The organism is Bacillus cereus group sp. MYBKT111-2 (genome assembly GCF_051915205.1).
GTDB classification, from domain to species: domain Bacteria; phylum Bacillota; class Bacilli; order Bacillales; family Bacillaceae_G; genus Bacillus_A; species Bacillus_A paranthracis.
On sequence record NZ_JBQAEG010000005.1, the window covers coordinates 399,630 to 414,783 of the forward strand.

Genomic DNA, 15,154 nt, shown 5'->3' on the forward strand with positions numbered 1-15,154 from the left:
ATAACATGTTCATTTATTTTCAGGAAATGTTTCGCTTTTTTACATTTAAATGATATAATATTTAGAGTATTTACAAACTTCTTGTAATAACAAAAGGGGGAACAATCATGATTCAAACTAAGGATATTATCGAACTTACAGACACATACGGGGCAAATAACTATCACCCACTTCCAATCGTTATTTCTAAAGCAGAAGGCGTTTGGGTAGAAGATCCTGAAGGAAACCGCTATATGGACTTATTAAGTGCATATTCGGCAGTAAACCAAGGTCATCGTCACCCAAAAATTATTAACGCTTTAATTGACCAAGCTAATCGTGTTACGTTAACTTCTCGTGCTTTCCATAGCGATCAATTAGGTCCTTGGTACGAAAAAGTTGCGAAACTAACTAATAAAGAAATGGTACTTCCAATGAATACAGGTGCAGAAGCTGTTGAAACTGCAATTAAAACAGCTCGCCGCTGGGCTTATGATGTGAAGAAAGTAGAAGCAAACCGTGCTGAAATTATCGTTTGTGAAGATAACTTCCACGGACGTACGATGGGTGCTGTTTCTATGTCTTCAAACGAAGAGTACAAGCGCGGATTCGGTCCGATGCTTCCTGGCATCGTTGTAATTCCTTACGGTGATTTAGAAGCGTTAAAAGCTGCTATTACACCAAACACAGCTGCATTCATTTTAGAGCCAATCCAAGGTGAAGCAGGGATTAACATCCCCCCAGCTGGTTTCTTAAAAGAAGCTCTTGAAGTATGTAAAAAAGAAAACGTTTTATTCGTAGCAGATGAAATCCAAACTGGCTTAGGCCGTACTGGTAAAGTATTTGCTTGTGACTGGGACGGTGTAACTCCTGACATGTACATACTTGGTAAAGCGCTTGGCGGCGGCGTATTCCCAATCTCTTGCGTTGCAGCAAACCGCGACATTTTAGGGGTATTTGAGCCAGGTTCTCACGGTTCTACATTCGGTGGTAATCCACTTGCATGCGCTGTTTCTATCGCAGCTCTTGAAGTGTTAGAAGAAGAAAAATTAACAGAGCGTTCTCTTCAATTAGGTGAAAAATTAGTTGGACAATTAAAAGAAATTGATAACCCAATGATTACTGAAGTTCGCGGTAAAGGTTTATTTATCGGTATCGAATTAAACGAGCCAGCTCGCCCTTACTGTGAACAACTAAAAGCAGCTGGACTGTTATGTAAAGAAACACACGAAAACGTAATTCGTATCGCACCACCTCTAGTAATCTCTGAAGAAGATTTAGAGTGGGCATTCCAAAAAATTAAAGCTGTATTATCGTAATAATAGAGAGGTTGTCCTACATGTTGGGACAACCTCTTTCATTTTATATTGATTTATACTAAAATAAAATTGTAATTTTCTGTATTTTAAATTCATAAAGGAGGTGCGATATGTTATTAAGATACGGCAAACATATTAACTATTTAGCTACAACTTTTCTTTTAGTTACATTCTTTGGCTTCCTACTTTCCGTAACATCGCTTAGTCACTACTCAACTCCCACTACATTCACACTACTGAAAGCATCATTTTGGACTACTGTTATTCTTACTATCATTGGTTTTGGACGCGAAAAAAGCGCACTTACGGTTATACTATTTGGCATTTGTACACTTGCAGTCATTGGTCTTTACACTTTTTCCGTTATCGATTACCTCTATCACCCAAGACCATAGAAAAGAGCTATCTATTAATAAGATAGCTCTTTTCTTCACTTCACTACATTTCGCAAAGTACCAATTCCTTCTACTGTAATAACTACTTCATCACCGGCATGCAAAAACTTCGGTGGTGTGAAACCTTTTCCAACACCAGCCGGGGTTCCTGTTGCGATAATATCTCCTGGTTCTAATGTCATTCCTTTACTTATCGTTGAAATGATTTCTTCTATTGAAAAAATCATTTTATTTGTATTTGAAGTTTGTCTTACTTCTCCATTTACTACCGTTTCAATGTGTAACGCATTTGGCGCACTAACCATCGATTTATGAATTAAATACGGTCCCATCGGACAAAATGTATCGAAACTTTTTCCAAGGAAAAATTGCTTATGCTTCCTTTGAATATCGCGAGCAGTTATATCATTTATAATGGTATAACCAAAAACATGCTCAAGCGCTTTTTCTTTTTTTATTTGTTTCCCTCGCTTACCAATGACGATAGCTAGTTCTCCTTCATAGTCTAATTCATTTGTTGCGTGGGGATGACTATTAATTTTTTCATCCATTCCAATCACTGTCGTTGGTGCTTTCGTAAAGATCATTATATTTTCTGGAATTGACTCTACGCCGCCCATTTCCATCGCATGCTCACGATAATTTTTTCCAACGCAAAGAATATTCTTTCTTGGCCTTGGAATTGGTGCTAATATTTTCACCTCAGTTAACGGGTAATACGCCGTTCCTTCATTTTCCTTCGCCCAATTGACAATTTCACACATTTTTTCAACACATTCGGTTCCTCTTTCAATACATTCTAACATTGTAATAGGGATTGTAACCTTTTCTCCCTTTTGCCTTTGCGCTTCTCTTAAGTGCAATACCTGTTCTTCCTCTTCATCCACAATACCTACAAATACCTTTTCTTCTTTTTTCGCCGTTACCAAACGCAACATTTCCACTCTCCATCCTAAAACTCATACCTTTTAATTGTATTCGCATCTGTAAGAAAAAAACCTTCTCATACACGCTAATTTTTACAATATTCTTCTCATATCCGATTCGTTACTCCTTTATCATTTGGCATAAAATGTAGAAATTTTACTTTTTTTAGCGAATGCATTTCTTTTTTATGTTTTTTTTGTATAATATGTACTACATATATACTAAAAATTTCATTTAGAGATGGAGCCGATTTCAATGTTTGAGCAAGCGATTGAAAAAAAACGTGAAAAAATGATTTATTTTGCTGAACGCTACGGAATGACTTCTCAAAAAACAGTGGATTGTAGCCAAGAACTGGACAGGCTCTTAAATGCAATTTGGCATGTACATACGGATTTTCACCCTAATCAAACACTCGATACACACACGCAATAACGTGTGTGTTTCTTTTATTTCAAAAAAACACACATTTTATTAAAAACGCCCATACAATAGTAGAAAAGAAAATTTTAAAAACGAAAGGTGTTTTGTATGCCAGCTATGGTCGGACATATTCGTATCGTTAATATTGGATCAAGTGGTATTTTTCATATTGGAGATGTATTTGCGATTAGGCCTATTAGTTATTCACGCGCTTTCGCTGGGGCCGGCTCTTTTAATGTTGGAGATAACGTTTCTGTCTACAATTATCAAAGCGCAACGACTGTCAATGATTCAGATGTCGTTGATCAAGCGATAATTGGTTCAACTTAAAGGGGGCGATTGTATTGAATTTTTATGTAAACCAAAGCATCATCATTAACAGTATTAAAATTGATAGCATTACAACCTCTTCTGTATTCCAAATTGGTACTGCTGGAAGTATTAAAGCACTATCTAAATTCTCAAATACTGGCGGATTTACAGAGCCCCTTCGCCCATTACAGGCGAAAGGACAAATTATTTCTATCAAACCATCAACTAGTTCTTCTTAAGACATCCTTGTCATAAATATATAGTAGGAATATATTTACCCTCCCTATTGAAAAGGAGGTTTCACAAATGAATCAAGATATATATACTTACTTACACCAACTTCAACAAGCTCTTCAAGCACAACAAGCGACCATTCTTAACTTAGAAGATCAAGTTCGTCAATTACAAGAAGAGCTTAATGAATTAAAAAGTCGCCCCTCCTCTTCTATAGGAAAAGTGGAATATAAATTCGATCAATTAAAAGTAGAAAATTTAAATGGCACTTTAAATATTGGATTAAATCCCTTTTCAACAAAAGGACAGCAAATTGAGGATTTTCAAGTTGATACGGAAACTTTGAAGGTCAATCCTGAAACTGACACAAATCCAGATTTTTACCAAGGCATTCTTCAGGAAATGCATCGCTACTTAGATGAAGAAGCATATAATCGAATTCTCCATTTTGAACAGGAAGAGAGAACGCCACTCGATGAAATGTATCGACAAATGATGGTTGATGACATAAAAAAACAGATGGAGCATAGACTTCCTTATTATTTATCACAAGCACAATCACATGAAGGGATTTCAACAGATCCAGATTATTTACGAGATATCATTATTCAAGCTATGAAACACGATATCGACAAAGCCTTCCTCTCTTTTATTCAACACATACCGGGCAATTTCCGAAAGGAGTAAGTATGTATGAACCTTAACGTTGTAAACCGCGAGTTCAAAGTCGGACAGATTAAAATGAACGGTGTATCGTCGTCCGCACTCTTTTTAATTGGGGATGCAAATTTCCTCATTCTATCTTCTATTCTTGATACGCCGTTTGAAACTGTTACAGAGGGTCCATTTGTGCCATTAGTAACAGATGTCCCTCCTACTCCAGGTTAAGGAGACTGAGAAATTATGTTACATCACGTGTCTATTGTCCAAAATGTTTCTATTGTTTCGTTAGGGATCGCTGCCGTATTTCAAGTTGGGGATGCAAATCAAATGGAATTAAAAAGTAGAGCTCTTGCCGTTCACCGGGAATTTCCTTGTTATATAAAAGACGAAGGTCGCTTAGACGCATTTGAAATCTTTACAGATGAACACATCACAATCCCAAAACGAACGACAGATGTAAATTTAAACATTGTAAATGAATGTCCTTTTATTGAAGTAAATAATGTTGAATTGCGAACACTTTTAAATTCTGGTTGCTTTCAAATCGGAAATGTTGATTATGTTTTTAATAACTCTCGTATTATGCAAATCCGTCAATATATTACGGATGAACCTTCCGCTCAATAATTCATATAGTAATTAAAAAGCTTAGTAAAGTAGGTGGATGGTATGCCTTCTGTTGTTGGAAATCTCGTCGTTCAAAACAGTAATGGTTCTTTTAATTTAGGGGATTTTTATAACGTGTCTCCGAAAGAAAATACGAAAGCTTATAATGGATCCGGAGCTTCCAATGTTGGATTTGTCGTAAATACTTTTAACGGTGTTAGTGCAACAAATACGTTTGATTCTGATGTGGCGGATCAAGACCAGATTGGAACAGCTTAATCAAACAGTTGCCCTGTAATTACTCTTTATAGGTAGATAGTAAAAGAGTCCATCTAACGTGATGGACTCTTTTCTATTTCTTCTAGAAGAGCATAGCACTCTTTTTATTTAAATGATAATCCTTGTTCCTCCAAAGCCTTTCTAAGCTTCGGCATCGACGCAGGTCCCATACCATGCAGTTTTAAAACTTCTTTCTCACTATACTTTGAGAGTTCTTCTACAGTGTGAATTCCATGATGCTCTAGCGCCCTTCTTGCTGGCGCTGAAAGAAGGGAAAGAAACCCTTCTTTTGGCGTTCTCTCTTTCTCACAGGTTGGGCAAGTTGGACAATCGCTACTTTTATAGTACTCATGTCCTTTTTCACACGTTCTTAACGTTTTTTCCGTTACCATTTGCAAGCCCCTCTATTCCTCAACTTTTATAACATGATTACCATCAAAGAAGTATAAACATTTCTCTTTCACAGGGTGTTGTAAGCTTTTCTCAAGCGCTTTTGCATATAACGAAAGCTGGACTTTATATCGCTCTTCTAAAATTGGTTTCGCTTGTTCGAATCCACCTGGGAATTTCCCTTCAATCGTATCCGTTTTGAAGTCGATTAACGTAATGCCATCTTCCTCTTCAATCATGCAGTCGATAACCCCTTGGACAAGAATGGATTCCCCGCTCTTCCCTTGCCAATCTTGATATGCTTCTTCTGCTGCAAGCATCATCGTAAATGGTACTTCACGCTCAACACTTTTCGCCGCTAATACCCTTTTACCTAGGTCACTATCAAAGAATGAAATTACTTTTTCAATCGCTATTTCTTCTGCTTGTTCAAATGTTAATAATTCCTTATTTACCATTCCAGCAATTTGCTCTTGAAGAACTTCAATCGTAATCGGCTTCTTCAAATCAACATGCTGCATAACGGCATGTACTGCTGTTCCGCGCTCTGCATATGTTAATCCCTTTTTCTCCATAAAACGAGGACGTGTCCTAATTGGTGCACGTAATTTTTTAATAAAGGCATTATCGCTACCTTCTTCAGATTGATAATTTCTCTTTATTTCTGTAACAGATTGCTTCGCACGATGAGATGTCGCTTCCTCATATCCGTACTTCCACATTAATCTATCGTACACCTCTTCTTTCCGTTCACTTTGCAGGGGAACGGCCTTTTTCTCACGAAGTGCTTCTAACAATTCTTGTTTCTCTTCTTGAACCGGTTCTGGCGCGAGTAACGTGTTACCGTCAACAACTTCTACTTTCCAGCTAGTGTCATACCCATAAATTTCATCTGGAACACTTCCTTGTCCTAATTCAAGAAGTATTTCACTATCACGGTGCCTATATAAGGAAGGTGCAATCCAGTCTAAGTAGCAAGACGCTCCGGCACGTATATGATCTGGTAATAACCATTCACTATGCTCTCTCGCATCCAGCCATTTTTCCATTTCCTTAGTTGCATCCTTAACCGTTCCAATTAAAATTAACTTCTCTTTTGCACGTGTTAACGCTACGTATAAGACGCGCATTTCTTCCGCAATTAATTCCATTTTCATTTTACGCTTAATTGCAAGTTGTGATAATGTCGTATATTTAATTCGTTTACGAGGATCGATAAATTGCGAACCAAAACCGAAGTCTTTATGCAGTAAGAAACGCTTCATTAAGTCTTGTGTATTAAAGCGACGACCAAGTCCAGCGACAAATACGACTGGAAACTCAAGTCCTTTACTTTTATGAATTGTCATAATGCGAACGACATCTTCTTGTTCACCTAAAGCTCTCGCCGTACCCATATCATCACCGCGTTCTAAAATACGCTCAATAAAGCGTAAGAAGCGGAATAGTCCTCTAAACGATGTTGCTTCATATTGTCTTGCGCGGTCATATAGTACACGCAAGTTTGCTTGCCTTTGCTTTCCAGCTGGTAAACCACCGACAAAGTCATAATAACCTGTCTCACCGTACACTTTCCAAATTAAATCAGAAAGAGACTGTTGGCGCGCAAATTCACGCCATCCTTGTAATAAGTTATAGAACCACTCTAATTTATCATGTAGTTCTTTTTCTTCTTCAAGCGGTGCCCCTTTTAAGAATGAGCTCATTACTTCATAAAACGATCCTTTCTTCCCATGAGCACGAAGCGTTGCAAGTTCTTCATCATTTAATCCAACGATTGGGGAACGAAGTACTGCTGCAAGCGGAATATCTTGCATCGGATTATCAATAACGCGGAATACGTTCATCATAATATTTACTTCTGTCGCTTCAAAGTAACCAGTCGCAAGATCAGCGTATACTGGAATTCCTTGCAATTTTAACTCTTCCATAATTTGCGGTGCCCACGGCATGGAGCGAAGTAAAATAACGAAGTCGCGGTATTGTACAGGACGCATACTATCCGTTTTACGATCATACACTTCATAACCTGAATCAACCATCGCTTTAATGCGCTGCGCCATAAGACGTGCTTCAAGCTGTGCTTTTTCTACTTCCGCACCTTCTTCACCGTCTATTACTTCTTCTTCTGTTTGCTGAATGCACAATAGTTCAGCTGCTACATCTTCACCTTCTGGATAACTAGCACCTAGCTTTAATTCAGCGTCAGCATCGTAATCGATTTCCCCAACTTCTTCGCCCATAATTTGTTTGAAAATAAAGTTTGTACCTGCTAACACTTCATGACGACTACGGAAGTTTTTCGCTAAGTCAATCTTCATTCCGCCGCCTAATCCTTCTTGCGTGAAACGTTTATACTTCCCTAAGAATAATCCTGGTTCTGCTAGTCGGAAACGATAAATTGACTGCTTCACGTCACCAACCATGAACAAGTTTCCTTCACTCTCAGAATCTTTCGTTACGAATTTAATAATCGATTCTTGTACGAAGTTCGTATCTTGATATTCATCGACTAATACTTCAGCAAATTTATTGCGATATTGAAGCGCTACTGCTGATGGCTTCATTTCACCATTTTCACTTTGTTCACTTAAAATTTGTAAACAGAAATGCTCTAAATCTGTGAAATCGACCATTCCTTTATCTCGCTTCATCGTTTGGAAACGTTCTGTAAATACTTTTACGAGCTGAACAAGCTTTTCTAATACAGGATGCATATCTTGAAAATCTCGTAAGAAACTTTCAGGCTTACGGCTAAATAGCTCTTCTTGTAATTTTTTCACTTCATCTTTCGCTTTATTACGAAGAGAGTCTACTTGTTTTACAACATCCTCGTTGTAATCACTTTTCTTAATACGCTTTAACGTTTGCCACGATACGTTTTGCATCGCTTCATACACGCTTGTCCACGATTCACGAGCAGCTGATGATAACGTTCCAAGTAAAACTAAATCTGCTTGCAGCGTTTCAACGCGAGGCGCTGGACCGTCAGGAAGCATTGCGAGCTCTGTCGCTTTACGAATATGCTGTTCCGCTGTTTCAAGTTGAAATTTCACATCTTCTAATAAGTAAGAAGCGTACACTAAATCTTCAATTGTCTTTCCTTCGACGTCATATGCTTCTACTAATTTATCGAGCCATTTTTCCGGATTTGGATGCGCTCTTGATTCTGTATGAAGCGCTAAAATCATACGTTGTAAATCATCGTCACTGCGGTCACTCGTATAACGATCAACGAGTTCAAAGAATATCGTATTATCTTCTATCCCATACTCTTCTTCTAATATGTCATCTAACACTTCTTCTTTTAATAGTTCATTTTCTGTTTGATTGGCAATGCGGAAACGAGGATCAACATCAAGCATGTAATAGTATCCTCTAATAACTTGTAAACAAAATGAATGGATCGTTGAAATGGAAGCTTTATTTAATAAGCTCAGCTGCTTTCTAATGTGCTGAGAGCCCGGCTCATCAATTAATACTTTTTCTAACGCTTCCCCAATTCTGTTTTTCATCTCTTGCGCCGCTGCATTCGTAAATGTTACAACGAGCAGGCGGTCGACATCGACTGGGTTTTCTTCATTAATAATCTTTTTAATAATACGTTCAACTAATACTGCTGTTTTCCCTGATCCTGCTGCTGCCGCGACTAAAATATCACGTCCGTTCGCTACAACCGCTTTCCACTGGTCATCTGTCCACTGACTACCTTCTGGTTTTTTAGGCCAATTTTCTATCATTCTCCGCCAACCTCCTCTCTAATTTTCTCCATCGCTTCGCTATCTTTCATATCTTTTAGCGTACGGAATTGGTTATCTTCAAGTGATTCATCAAACTGACAAACAGATTTGAAGTTACAGAACGTACATGCCGCTTTATTCCCCTTTTTGTAAGGAGCAATATCAATAACGCCTTCTGTAATGTCTTTCCCGATATTTTCAAACGTATGGTGTACGTATTTTTGCAGGACGTTAAACTCTTGTTCACTGGCAATACTTGAACGCGCACTAAAACTACCGTCTTTTTTCAGACCAGCAGAAATAATATCAGAGCTTCCTGTTGAAAGTTTGTTATCCATTAAACGAACAACGTCAGCATCTCCTAGTACGAGACCTTTCATTTTGAATTTCTTTAAAATTTCCTTTTCAATTTCTGCTTCAGATGCGTCACCTTTTACCTCCACAATTGGGTTATGAATGTGGAAATACAATACACCCGCTGGTGATGCCGTGCCGCCTTTTTTCATCCACGTATGCGCATTTGAAGTAACAACATCTAAATACGTTAACATTTGAAGTGCTAATCCGTAATACACTTCCGTTAAGTCTAACGCTTTTGAGCTTGATTTATAGTCAATAATACGTAGGAATGTTCCCTTTTCATCTTCTGCCTTATCAACACGGTCAATACGGCCAACTACTTCCATCTTCACACCATTAGGTAAGGAGAATTCCATTGGCGGAAGTGATCCTGTACCGCCCATACCAAATGGCACTTCTAGATCAACTGGTACGAAACCGCTAGACTTCGCATGTTCACGAAGAATGATTGACGTACGGAAAATGATTTGTTGTAGTTTTTGTTTTAAATAGAAGTGACGGTTTGAACTTAATAAAATTTGTCTTTGTAATAACGGTGCAATCTCTTCTATTACTACAGCAGAAAGATGCTCACACTCTTTTATTGATAAATCCGCCCAAGTACGATTTTCACGTAATAGCCTATCTGCAATTCTCTTCAGCGCTGCATGGAAGAGCTCTCCGATATCTGGCGCATCCAGTTTGAAAATATCACGCTCTCTTAACGATAAACCGTGCTGCGCAAAATGAGCGTACGCACAACGGTTAAATAATTCCATACGAGAAACGCTTCCTTTTATTTTATCTCCGTATAAATCTCTACTTACAGCTGTACTTAGCTTTTGCGCACGATTTCGGTAGAATAAGCTTGATAATACGCGGCTACTTTTTTGCTTCCATTCATCTGAAGTAACGTAGAAATTATATACATCCCACCAAAAGTCTAAGTTGCCTTCAAATCCATATCGCTTCCACGTTTGAAGTTGCTGCATAACATATGACAATGTTACTTCTGGCGTTGCTACGTATGAAATTTGTTCCGAACGTGATAAATCATTTACATCATTCGTAATAAATGTATCTTTCACATCAGGGAACATTCTTTTTATTTTCTTAATAAAGCTAGATGCAAGTAACGTCTTTCCTTCTTCATCTGCAAGCGGACACGAAATATACAATTTTTCAGTTGCTCTCGTTACCATTTGGTACATAACGAACTGTTCTTCTAATAAAGTTTGTCTCGTCGTTGGTGCGAGTTCAATACCTGCAGCGCTAAGAACATCTCTTTCCTCATCAGAAAGCATACCTTCATCCATAGGTGCTGCTGGAATCACACCTTCATTCACGCCAATGACAAATGTTGCTTTCACATTTGATAATCTAGAACGATCAATATTCGCAATTAACACTTGGTCTAATGACGGCGGAATGTTTGCGAATTGAAGCGCCTCAAGACCTGTCGACATAACGTCTGTGAACATAGAAAGTGACATTTTTTCTTCGCCAAGCATCTCAACGAACGTATCAAGAAGACTCATTACTTCTTCCCATACTTGTTCATGATCTGTCGCAAATAAGAAATCTCCGCTCTCTTCTGCACGAATACGTAATGCTTCTAATTTTTTCGGAACGTCAAGCTCTTCTAAAAATAAGTAAACAGCTTCGCACATTTGCATAACCGTTCCCGCGCGCTTCAGTCTTTTTTGCATACGAATAACTGGCGTTCTTACAACGTCACGCAGCCTGTTTATTTTCCCTTCCATTTCACGTTCACTGTCTGTAATCATCCCGTCCGTATCGTCAAGAGAACGATAGCGACGATACATCCATGGATCTTCAGAAGTCCATCTCTTTCCTTGTACACCGTACGCTAAACAGTAGTTTTCAAACTCATCCATCTCTTCGCGCATCGTTTCTTTTCTTACGTCTAGTGGATATAAAAGCTCTGTTTTCACGCAGCGAAACACTGCATCATAACGCCAATTCCCGCTAATAATCTCGAGTGCAGAACGAATGCATTCTACTAACGGATGGTGTGACATCGGGCGTTTTTCATCGATAAAGTGCGGGATATTATAATCTGTAAATAGAGTCCGCATTACATCGTAATAACTTTCCCCGTTACGAAGAAGAACCGCAATATCTCGGTAACGATAGTTTTCATCTGCCACAAGTCTACGAATTTCACGAGCAACGCCCTCTACTTCAGCTCGTAAATTCGCGGCTGTATGAATCGTTACACTTGCTTCCCCGTTAAATTTCTCATTCGGACGCGCTTCATAATGAGCTTCTAAATGCGCTAATGCTGGAGAATGAAAACGCGGTTGTTCCATAAGCGGAATCGTTTTTTCAATTTCTATTTTCTCTTCACGCGCTACTTGTTTTATTTTTTCATACGTTAACATCGTTTCATAAAATAAATCTAGTTCATTTACTGGCTGCGCTAACGTTTTTTCATCTATCGTTAATGTAATTGTCACTCTCGCACCGCAAATCATAAGCTGTCTTACAATTTCTAGTTCTTGCGGTGAAAACGAATGGAAGCCATCTATATAAATTTCAGCTCCCTTTACATATTCAGACTGCGGAAGCTTTTCCACTAGCAATTGCAGATAGTCTTCTGAATCTAAGTACTTTCCGATTAAAGCACGTTCAAAATCATCATATAATAACTGTAAGTCATACACTTTATTCGCTAATAGCTTTTGTTCAGCACTGCTACTATGTGCATCTAATTGTTGCCACATTTCATATACGTTTGATGGCGTCACGTTATATCGTTTAAACTCCGCAATCATACTGCCAAGATGTTCAAAGAAACCATTTTGCTCCGCTGCTTTTTGGAATACCGATAATCCATCTTTACGAGACTCTACAATTTTACGAAGTAACATATGTACGCCCGCTTCATCAATGTGAAGACGACTCGCTCCGCCAACTTCTTGCAATACTTTCCACGCTAATCGTGAAAAACTAAAAACTTGTGCCCGAATAGAACCTCTAACATCCTCACTACCAATTAACGCCTGCTGCGTTTGGAATGTCATCTGTTCTGGCACAAGATATAATATTGTTTCCCCTCTTGGACGCTGCTTTAACTCTTCTTGCACTTCGTGTAAACAAAGTGTACTTTTTCCACTTCCCGCTCTACCAATCACAAATCGAAGTGACATGTAACCCCACCTTTCACTTACATAACGAACGTTAGTTTGCTACTATAATTGTATTATAGGACACGAAAAAAGACAAACGGAGTAGTTTGTCTTTTTCTATACTTCTACCTATTATATCAACCTTTTGAAAAATTCGTTTGCACCTCTTGAATTGGCCAATATCGTAAATCAACTTTACCGACAACTGTATTAGCTTTTACAAAACCAAAATGTCTACTATCCCAGCTCCCGAGGCGGTTATCACCTACTACAAAAATATATCCAGGTGGCACCGTTTTTTCCTTCGTTAACTCTTCTAGCGTAAAGTCACCTGTTAGTTGTCGTCCATTTATCTCTTTCTTATATTTCTCTAGATAAGGTTCATCCACGAATTGTCCGTTTATATATAGTTTATCATGCTTATATTCAATATGATCCCCAGGTAAACCGATAATTCGTTTTACGTAGTCCTCTTTTTTGTTCGCATGAAATACAACAACATCAAACCTATTCAAGTCCCCCACTTGATAACTCACCTTATTTACAACGAGCATATTGCCATCTTGCAATGTCGGCATCATTGATTTCCCCTCTACAACGTACGTTGAAAAGAAAAACGTTCGAAAAAATACAGCTAATAATACACCAATTAAAATTGTTCGTATCCACTCTATGCCTTCTTTTTTCAAAGTTTTCTTCATCCGCTTCTCCCCTTATCCTTTAATAATGAAGCTTTCCTTTACAAAGAAGACTATTCTTAATGTAGTTCTAACTTTACTTCGATTTTCTTACCGACATACCATAAAATAAAAATACCAATTGCTACAATGACTGATTTCACCGGATTATGAATAAATGACATTAAATCATGACCGATATACGTTAAAATAAAAATCATCACAAGCTTTCCGAACGCGAGCGCAAGGCCAAACTGTTTTACACTAATGCGAGATAGACCAGCAACAACATTTATAAGCGCAGATGGTGTAAACGGAAAACAAAATATGACGAAAATCGGTGCGAACCCTTTCCTTTCAATCCACCCCATTGCCTTTCGTACTTTCTCATGCTTATTTACAAAAGAAAAGAAACGACTTCGGCCAAAATGGCGGATTATGAAAAAGACAAGTAAGGCACCCATTACTGATCCAAGCCAAGAATAAAGAAAACCGAGCCAAAATCCAAATGCAACAGCATTCGCCAGTACAAATACGATAAGTGGCAATGCTGGAATTAACGCCTCTATCATCGGTAACCCAATACCAAGAAGTGGTCCGAACGCTTTATAGCTTTCAACAATATGATCCATATTTTCTGGTGAAAAATACTCTTTGATCGTCTGAAAATCCATTCTACACTTTACCCCTTTACTCTAAGTACTACCTCTACTGTATCATTGCCTATATGAAAGAGGAAATGGTAGATACGACATATGGAGATGTAATTATTAAGTTTCCATATCTTTCATGAGAATTCCTTCATTATTATGCTATGATAATCTATCAATATTCGACAGGACGTGAAGTTATTTTAAATAACACGCGCCGATTATAGCTTAATGGTTACATTTTATGAGAAAGAAGAAAATGCAAAAAGTAATAATTAGTCTTTTTCATATAGGTAGCGACGGATGATTATTTTACCCTCAAACAATCCTCTAATGGCTAGTTCTTACAAGCAATTTTTTTAGCAAGCGTACACTGTCAATCACGATAAGTATTAACATATGTAAGAAAGATAGTATTAATAATGTACTCCGAATAGGTACCATTCGAAATTTGTATAAAAATTTATCAATCATATATATATCTTCTTCATTCGTTATAGTTGCAGGAGTGAAGATAAGATAATCTTTCCAGTTATCTATCCACGTTAAATTAACTGCGGAAAATTCCATCGTTCCTAACCACAAATAAAGAAAAATTGGTATAAGAATCATATATTGCAGGCTATGTAATATCTTTCTTTTCTTCTTACATTCAATAATTTGAAAGACAATAAGTGTCAGTACATACACGATTGACAGAAAACATACTATAGTGACAAACGGTTGAATTGAAAAAGCAAATAGCAATTTATCAATTTCACTAATTTGACTATAATCTGTCGTATTTTGAGGTGTGAAAACAAAATATCGTTTATCAGCGCCTATCATCAACTGACTACCAGTGAAACTAGTAAACACAAATGTAAGAAAAAATATAGGCAAAGCAAGAATATATTGCGCCCAAAATAACAGGTTCCTTTTCAACATACCATCTCCTTTTTATACAGGATGAAAAAATATACTGTATGTTCACACTATAGTGAATATGTATAATTTTCCCATTATATTGTAATTATATATTATCTTGAACCCTTCGAGAACAAAAGCTTTTACATTCTCTCATTTTGTT

At 37.7% G+C, this 15,154-nt stretch carries 16 protein-coding genes; 9 read left to right on the forward strand and 7 right to left on the reverse strand.

Going from position 1 to position 15,154, the window contains the following annotated elements; genetic code table 11:
• The first annotated feature begins 107 nt into the window (after positions 1–107).
• Together rocD and ACTFNE_RS17295 are read left to right on the forward strand one after the other, a co-directional pair.
• Positions 108–1,298 carry an ornithine aminotransferase gene (rocD, locus tag ACTFNE_RS17290; RefSeq protein ID WP_000616655.1) on the forward strand — a complete coding sequence of 397 codons (1,191 nt, stop codon included), beginning with the start codon at positions 108–110 and terminating at the stop codon, positions 1,296–1,298.
• A 110-nt stretch (positions 1,299–1,408) separates the two neighbouring features.
• Positions 1,409–1,693, forward strand: coding sequence for a hypothetical protein (locus tag ACTFNE_RS17295; RefSeq protein ID WP_000926868.1), 285 nt, complete (start codon positions 1,409–1,411; stop codon positions 1,691–1,693).
• A 35-nt stretch (positions 1,694–1,728) separates the two neighbouring features.
• On the opposite strand, the gene ACTFNE_RS17300 is transcribed toward ACTFNE_RS17295, so the two are convergent.
• Positions 1,729–2,631, reverse strand: a complete 903-nt coding sequence (locus ACTFNE_RS17300; protein WP_270706014.1) for a fumarylacetoacetate hydrolase family protein — start codon at positions 2,629–2,631, stop codon at positions 1,729–1,731.
• 244 nt (positions 2,632–2,875) lie between these two features.
• Between ACTFNE_RS17300 and ACTFNE_RS17305 the strand changes: the two genes are divergently transcribed.
• The 7 genes from ACTFNE_RS17305 (at position 2,876) to gerPF (ending at position 5,137) form a co-directional block, all read left to right on the forward strand.
• Positions 2,876–3,055 carry an aspartyl-phosphate phosphatase Spo0E family protein gene (locus ACTFNE_RS17305; protein WP_000462840.1) on the forward strand — a complete coding sequence of 60 codons (180 nt, stop codon included), beginning with the start codon at positions 2,876–2,878 and terminating at the stop codon, positions 3,053–3,055.
• A 96-nt stretch (positions 3,056–3,151) separates the two neighbouring features.
• Entirely contained in the window at positions 3,152–3,373 is a 222-nt protein-coding gene (gene gerPA / locus ACTFNE_RS17310; protein WP_001111188.1) for a spore germination protein GerPA, read from the forward strand.
• A 14-nt stretch (positions 3,374–3,387) separates the two neighbouring features.
• The gene (gerPB, locus tag ACTFNE_RS17315; RefSeq protein ID WP_001012508.1) at positions 3,388–3,594 is read left to right on the forward strand and encodes a spore germination protein GerPB; all 207 of its coding nucleotides are present in this window, start codon (positions 3,388–3,390) and stop codon (positions 3,592–3,594) included.
• A gap of 67 nt (positions 3,595–3,661) precedes the next feature.
• Positions 3,662–4,276: a spore germination protein GerPC gene (gene gerPC / locus ACTFNE_RS17320; RefSeq protein WP_001070747.1), complete on the forward strand. Its 615-nt coding sequence runs from the start codon at positions 3,662–3,664 to the stop codon at positions 4,274–4,276.
• A 6-nt stretch (positions 4,277–4,282) separates the two neighbouring features.
• A complete protein-coding gene (gerPD, locus tag ACTFNE_RS17325; RefSeq protein WP_001052802.1) occupies positions 4,283–4,477 on the forward strand; it encodes a spore germination protein GerPD in 195 nt (64 codons plus the stop codon).
• Between the two features lie 15 nt (positions 4,478–4,492).
• Positions 4,493–4,879: a spore germination protein GerPE gene (locus ACTFNE_RS17330; protein ID WP_270706013.1), complete on the forward strand. Its 387-nt coding sequence runs from the start codon at positions 4,493–4,495 to the stop codon at positions 4,877–4,879.
• 42 nt (positions 4,880–4,921) lie between these two features.
• Positions 4,922–5,137 carry a spore germination protein GerPF gene (gene gerPF / locus ACTFNE_RS17335; protein ID WP_001141566.1) on the forward strand — a complete coding sequence of 72 codons (216 nt, stop codon included), beginning with the start codon at positions 4,922–4,924 and terminating at the stop codon, positions 5,135–5,137.
• Positions 5,138–5,241: 104 nt separating this feature from the next.
• Here the strand turns inward: gerPF and ACTFNE_RS17340 are convergent, their stop codons facing one another.
• The 6 genes from ACTFNE_RS17340 to ACTFNE_RS17365 all read right to left on the reverse strand — a co-directional run bounded on the left by ACTFNE_RS17340 (position 5,242) and on the right by ACTFNE_RS17365 (position 15,012).
• Positions 5,242–5,529, reverse strand: a complete 288-nt coding sequence (locus tag ACTFNE_RS17340; RefSeq protein ID WP_000255720.1) for an RNA polymerase alpha subunit C-terminal domain-containing protein — start codon at positions 5,527–5,529, stop codon at positions 5,242–5,244.
• A 12-nt stretch (positions 5,530–5,541) separates the two neighbouring features.
• Complete coding sequence (gene addA, locus ACTFNE_RS17345) at positions 5,542–9,267, reverse strand: helicase-exonuclease AddAB subunit AddA (RefSeq protein ID WP_270706012.1); 3,726 nt, start codon at positions 9,265–9,267, stop codon at positions 5,542–5,544.
• Positions 9,264–12,779: a helicase-exonuclease AddAB subunit AddB gene (gene addB, locus ACTFNE_RS17350; RefSeq protein WP_270706011.1), complete on the reverse strand. Its 3,516-nt coding sequence runs from the start codon at positions 12,777–12,779 to the stop codon at positions 9,264–9,266. Before addB ends, addA begins: the two co-directional genes overlap by 4 nt.
• Positions 12,780–12,895: 116 nt before the next feature.
• A complete protein-coding gene (gene lepB / locus ACTFNE_RS17355) occupies positions 12,896–13,459 on the reverse strand; it encodes a signal peptidase I (RefSeq protein ID WP_000751901.1) in 564 nt (187 codons plus the stop codon).
• Between the two features lie 56 nt (positions 13,460–13,515).
• Positions 13,516–14,109 carry a TVP38/TMEM64 family protein gene (locus tag ACTFNE_RS17360; protein ID WP_000347516.1) on the reverse strand — a complete coding sequence of 198 codons (594 nt, stop codon included), beginning with the start codon at positions 14,107–14,109 and terminating at the stop codon, positions 13,516–13,518.
• Between the two features lie 306 nt (positions 14,110–14,415).
• Positions 14,416–15,012 (reverse strand): DUF4306 domain-containing protein, encoded by a 597-nt coding sequence (locus tag ACTFNE_RS17365; RefSeq protein WP_046198617.1) that lies wholly within the window; start codon positions 15,010–15,012, stop codon positions 14,416–14,418.
• Positions 15,013–15,154: the final 142 nt, after the last annotated feature.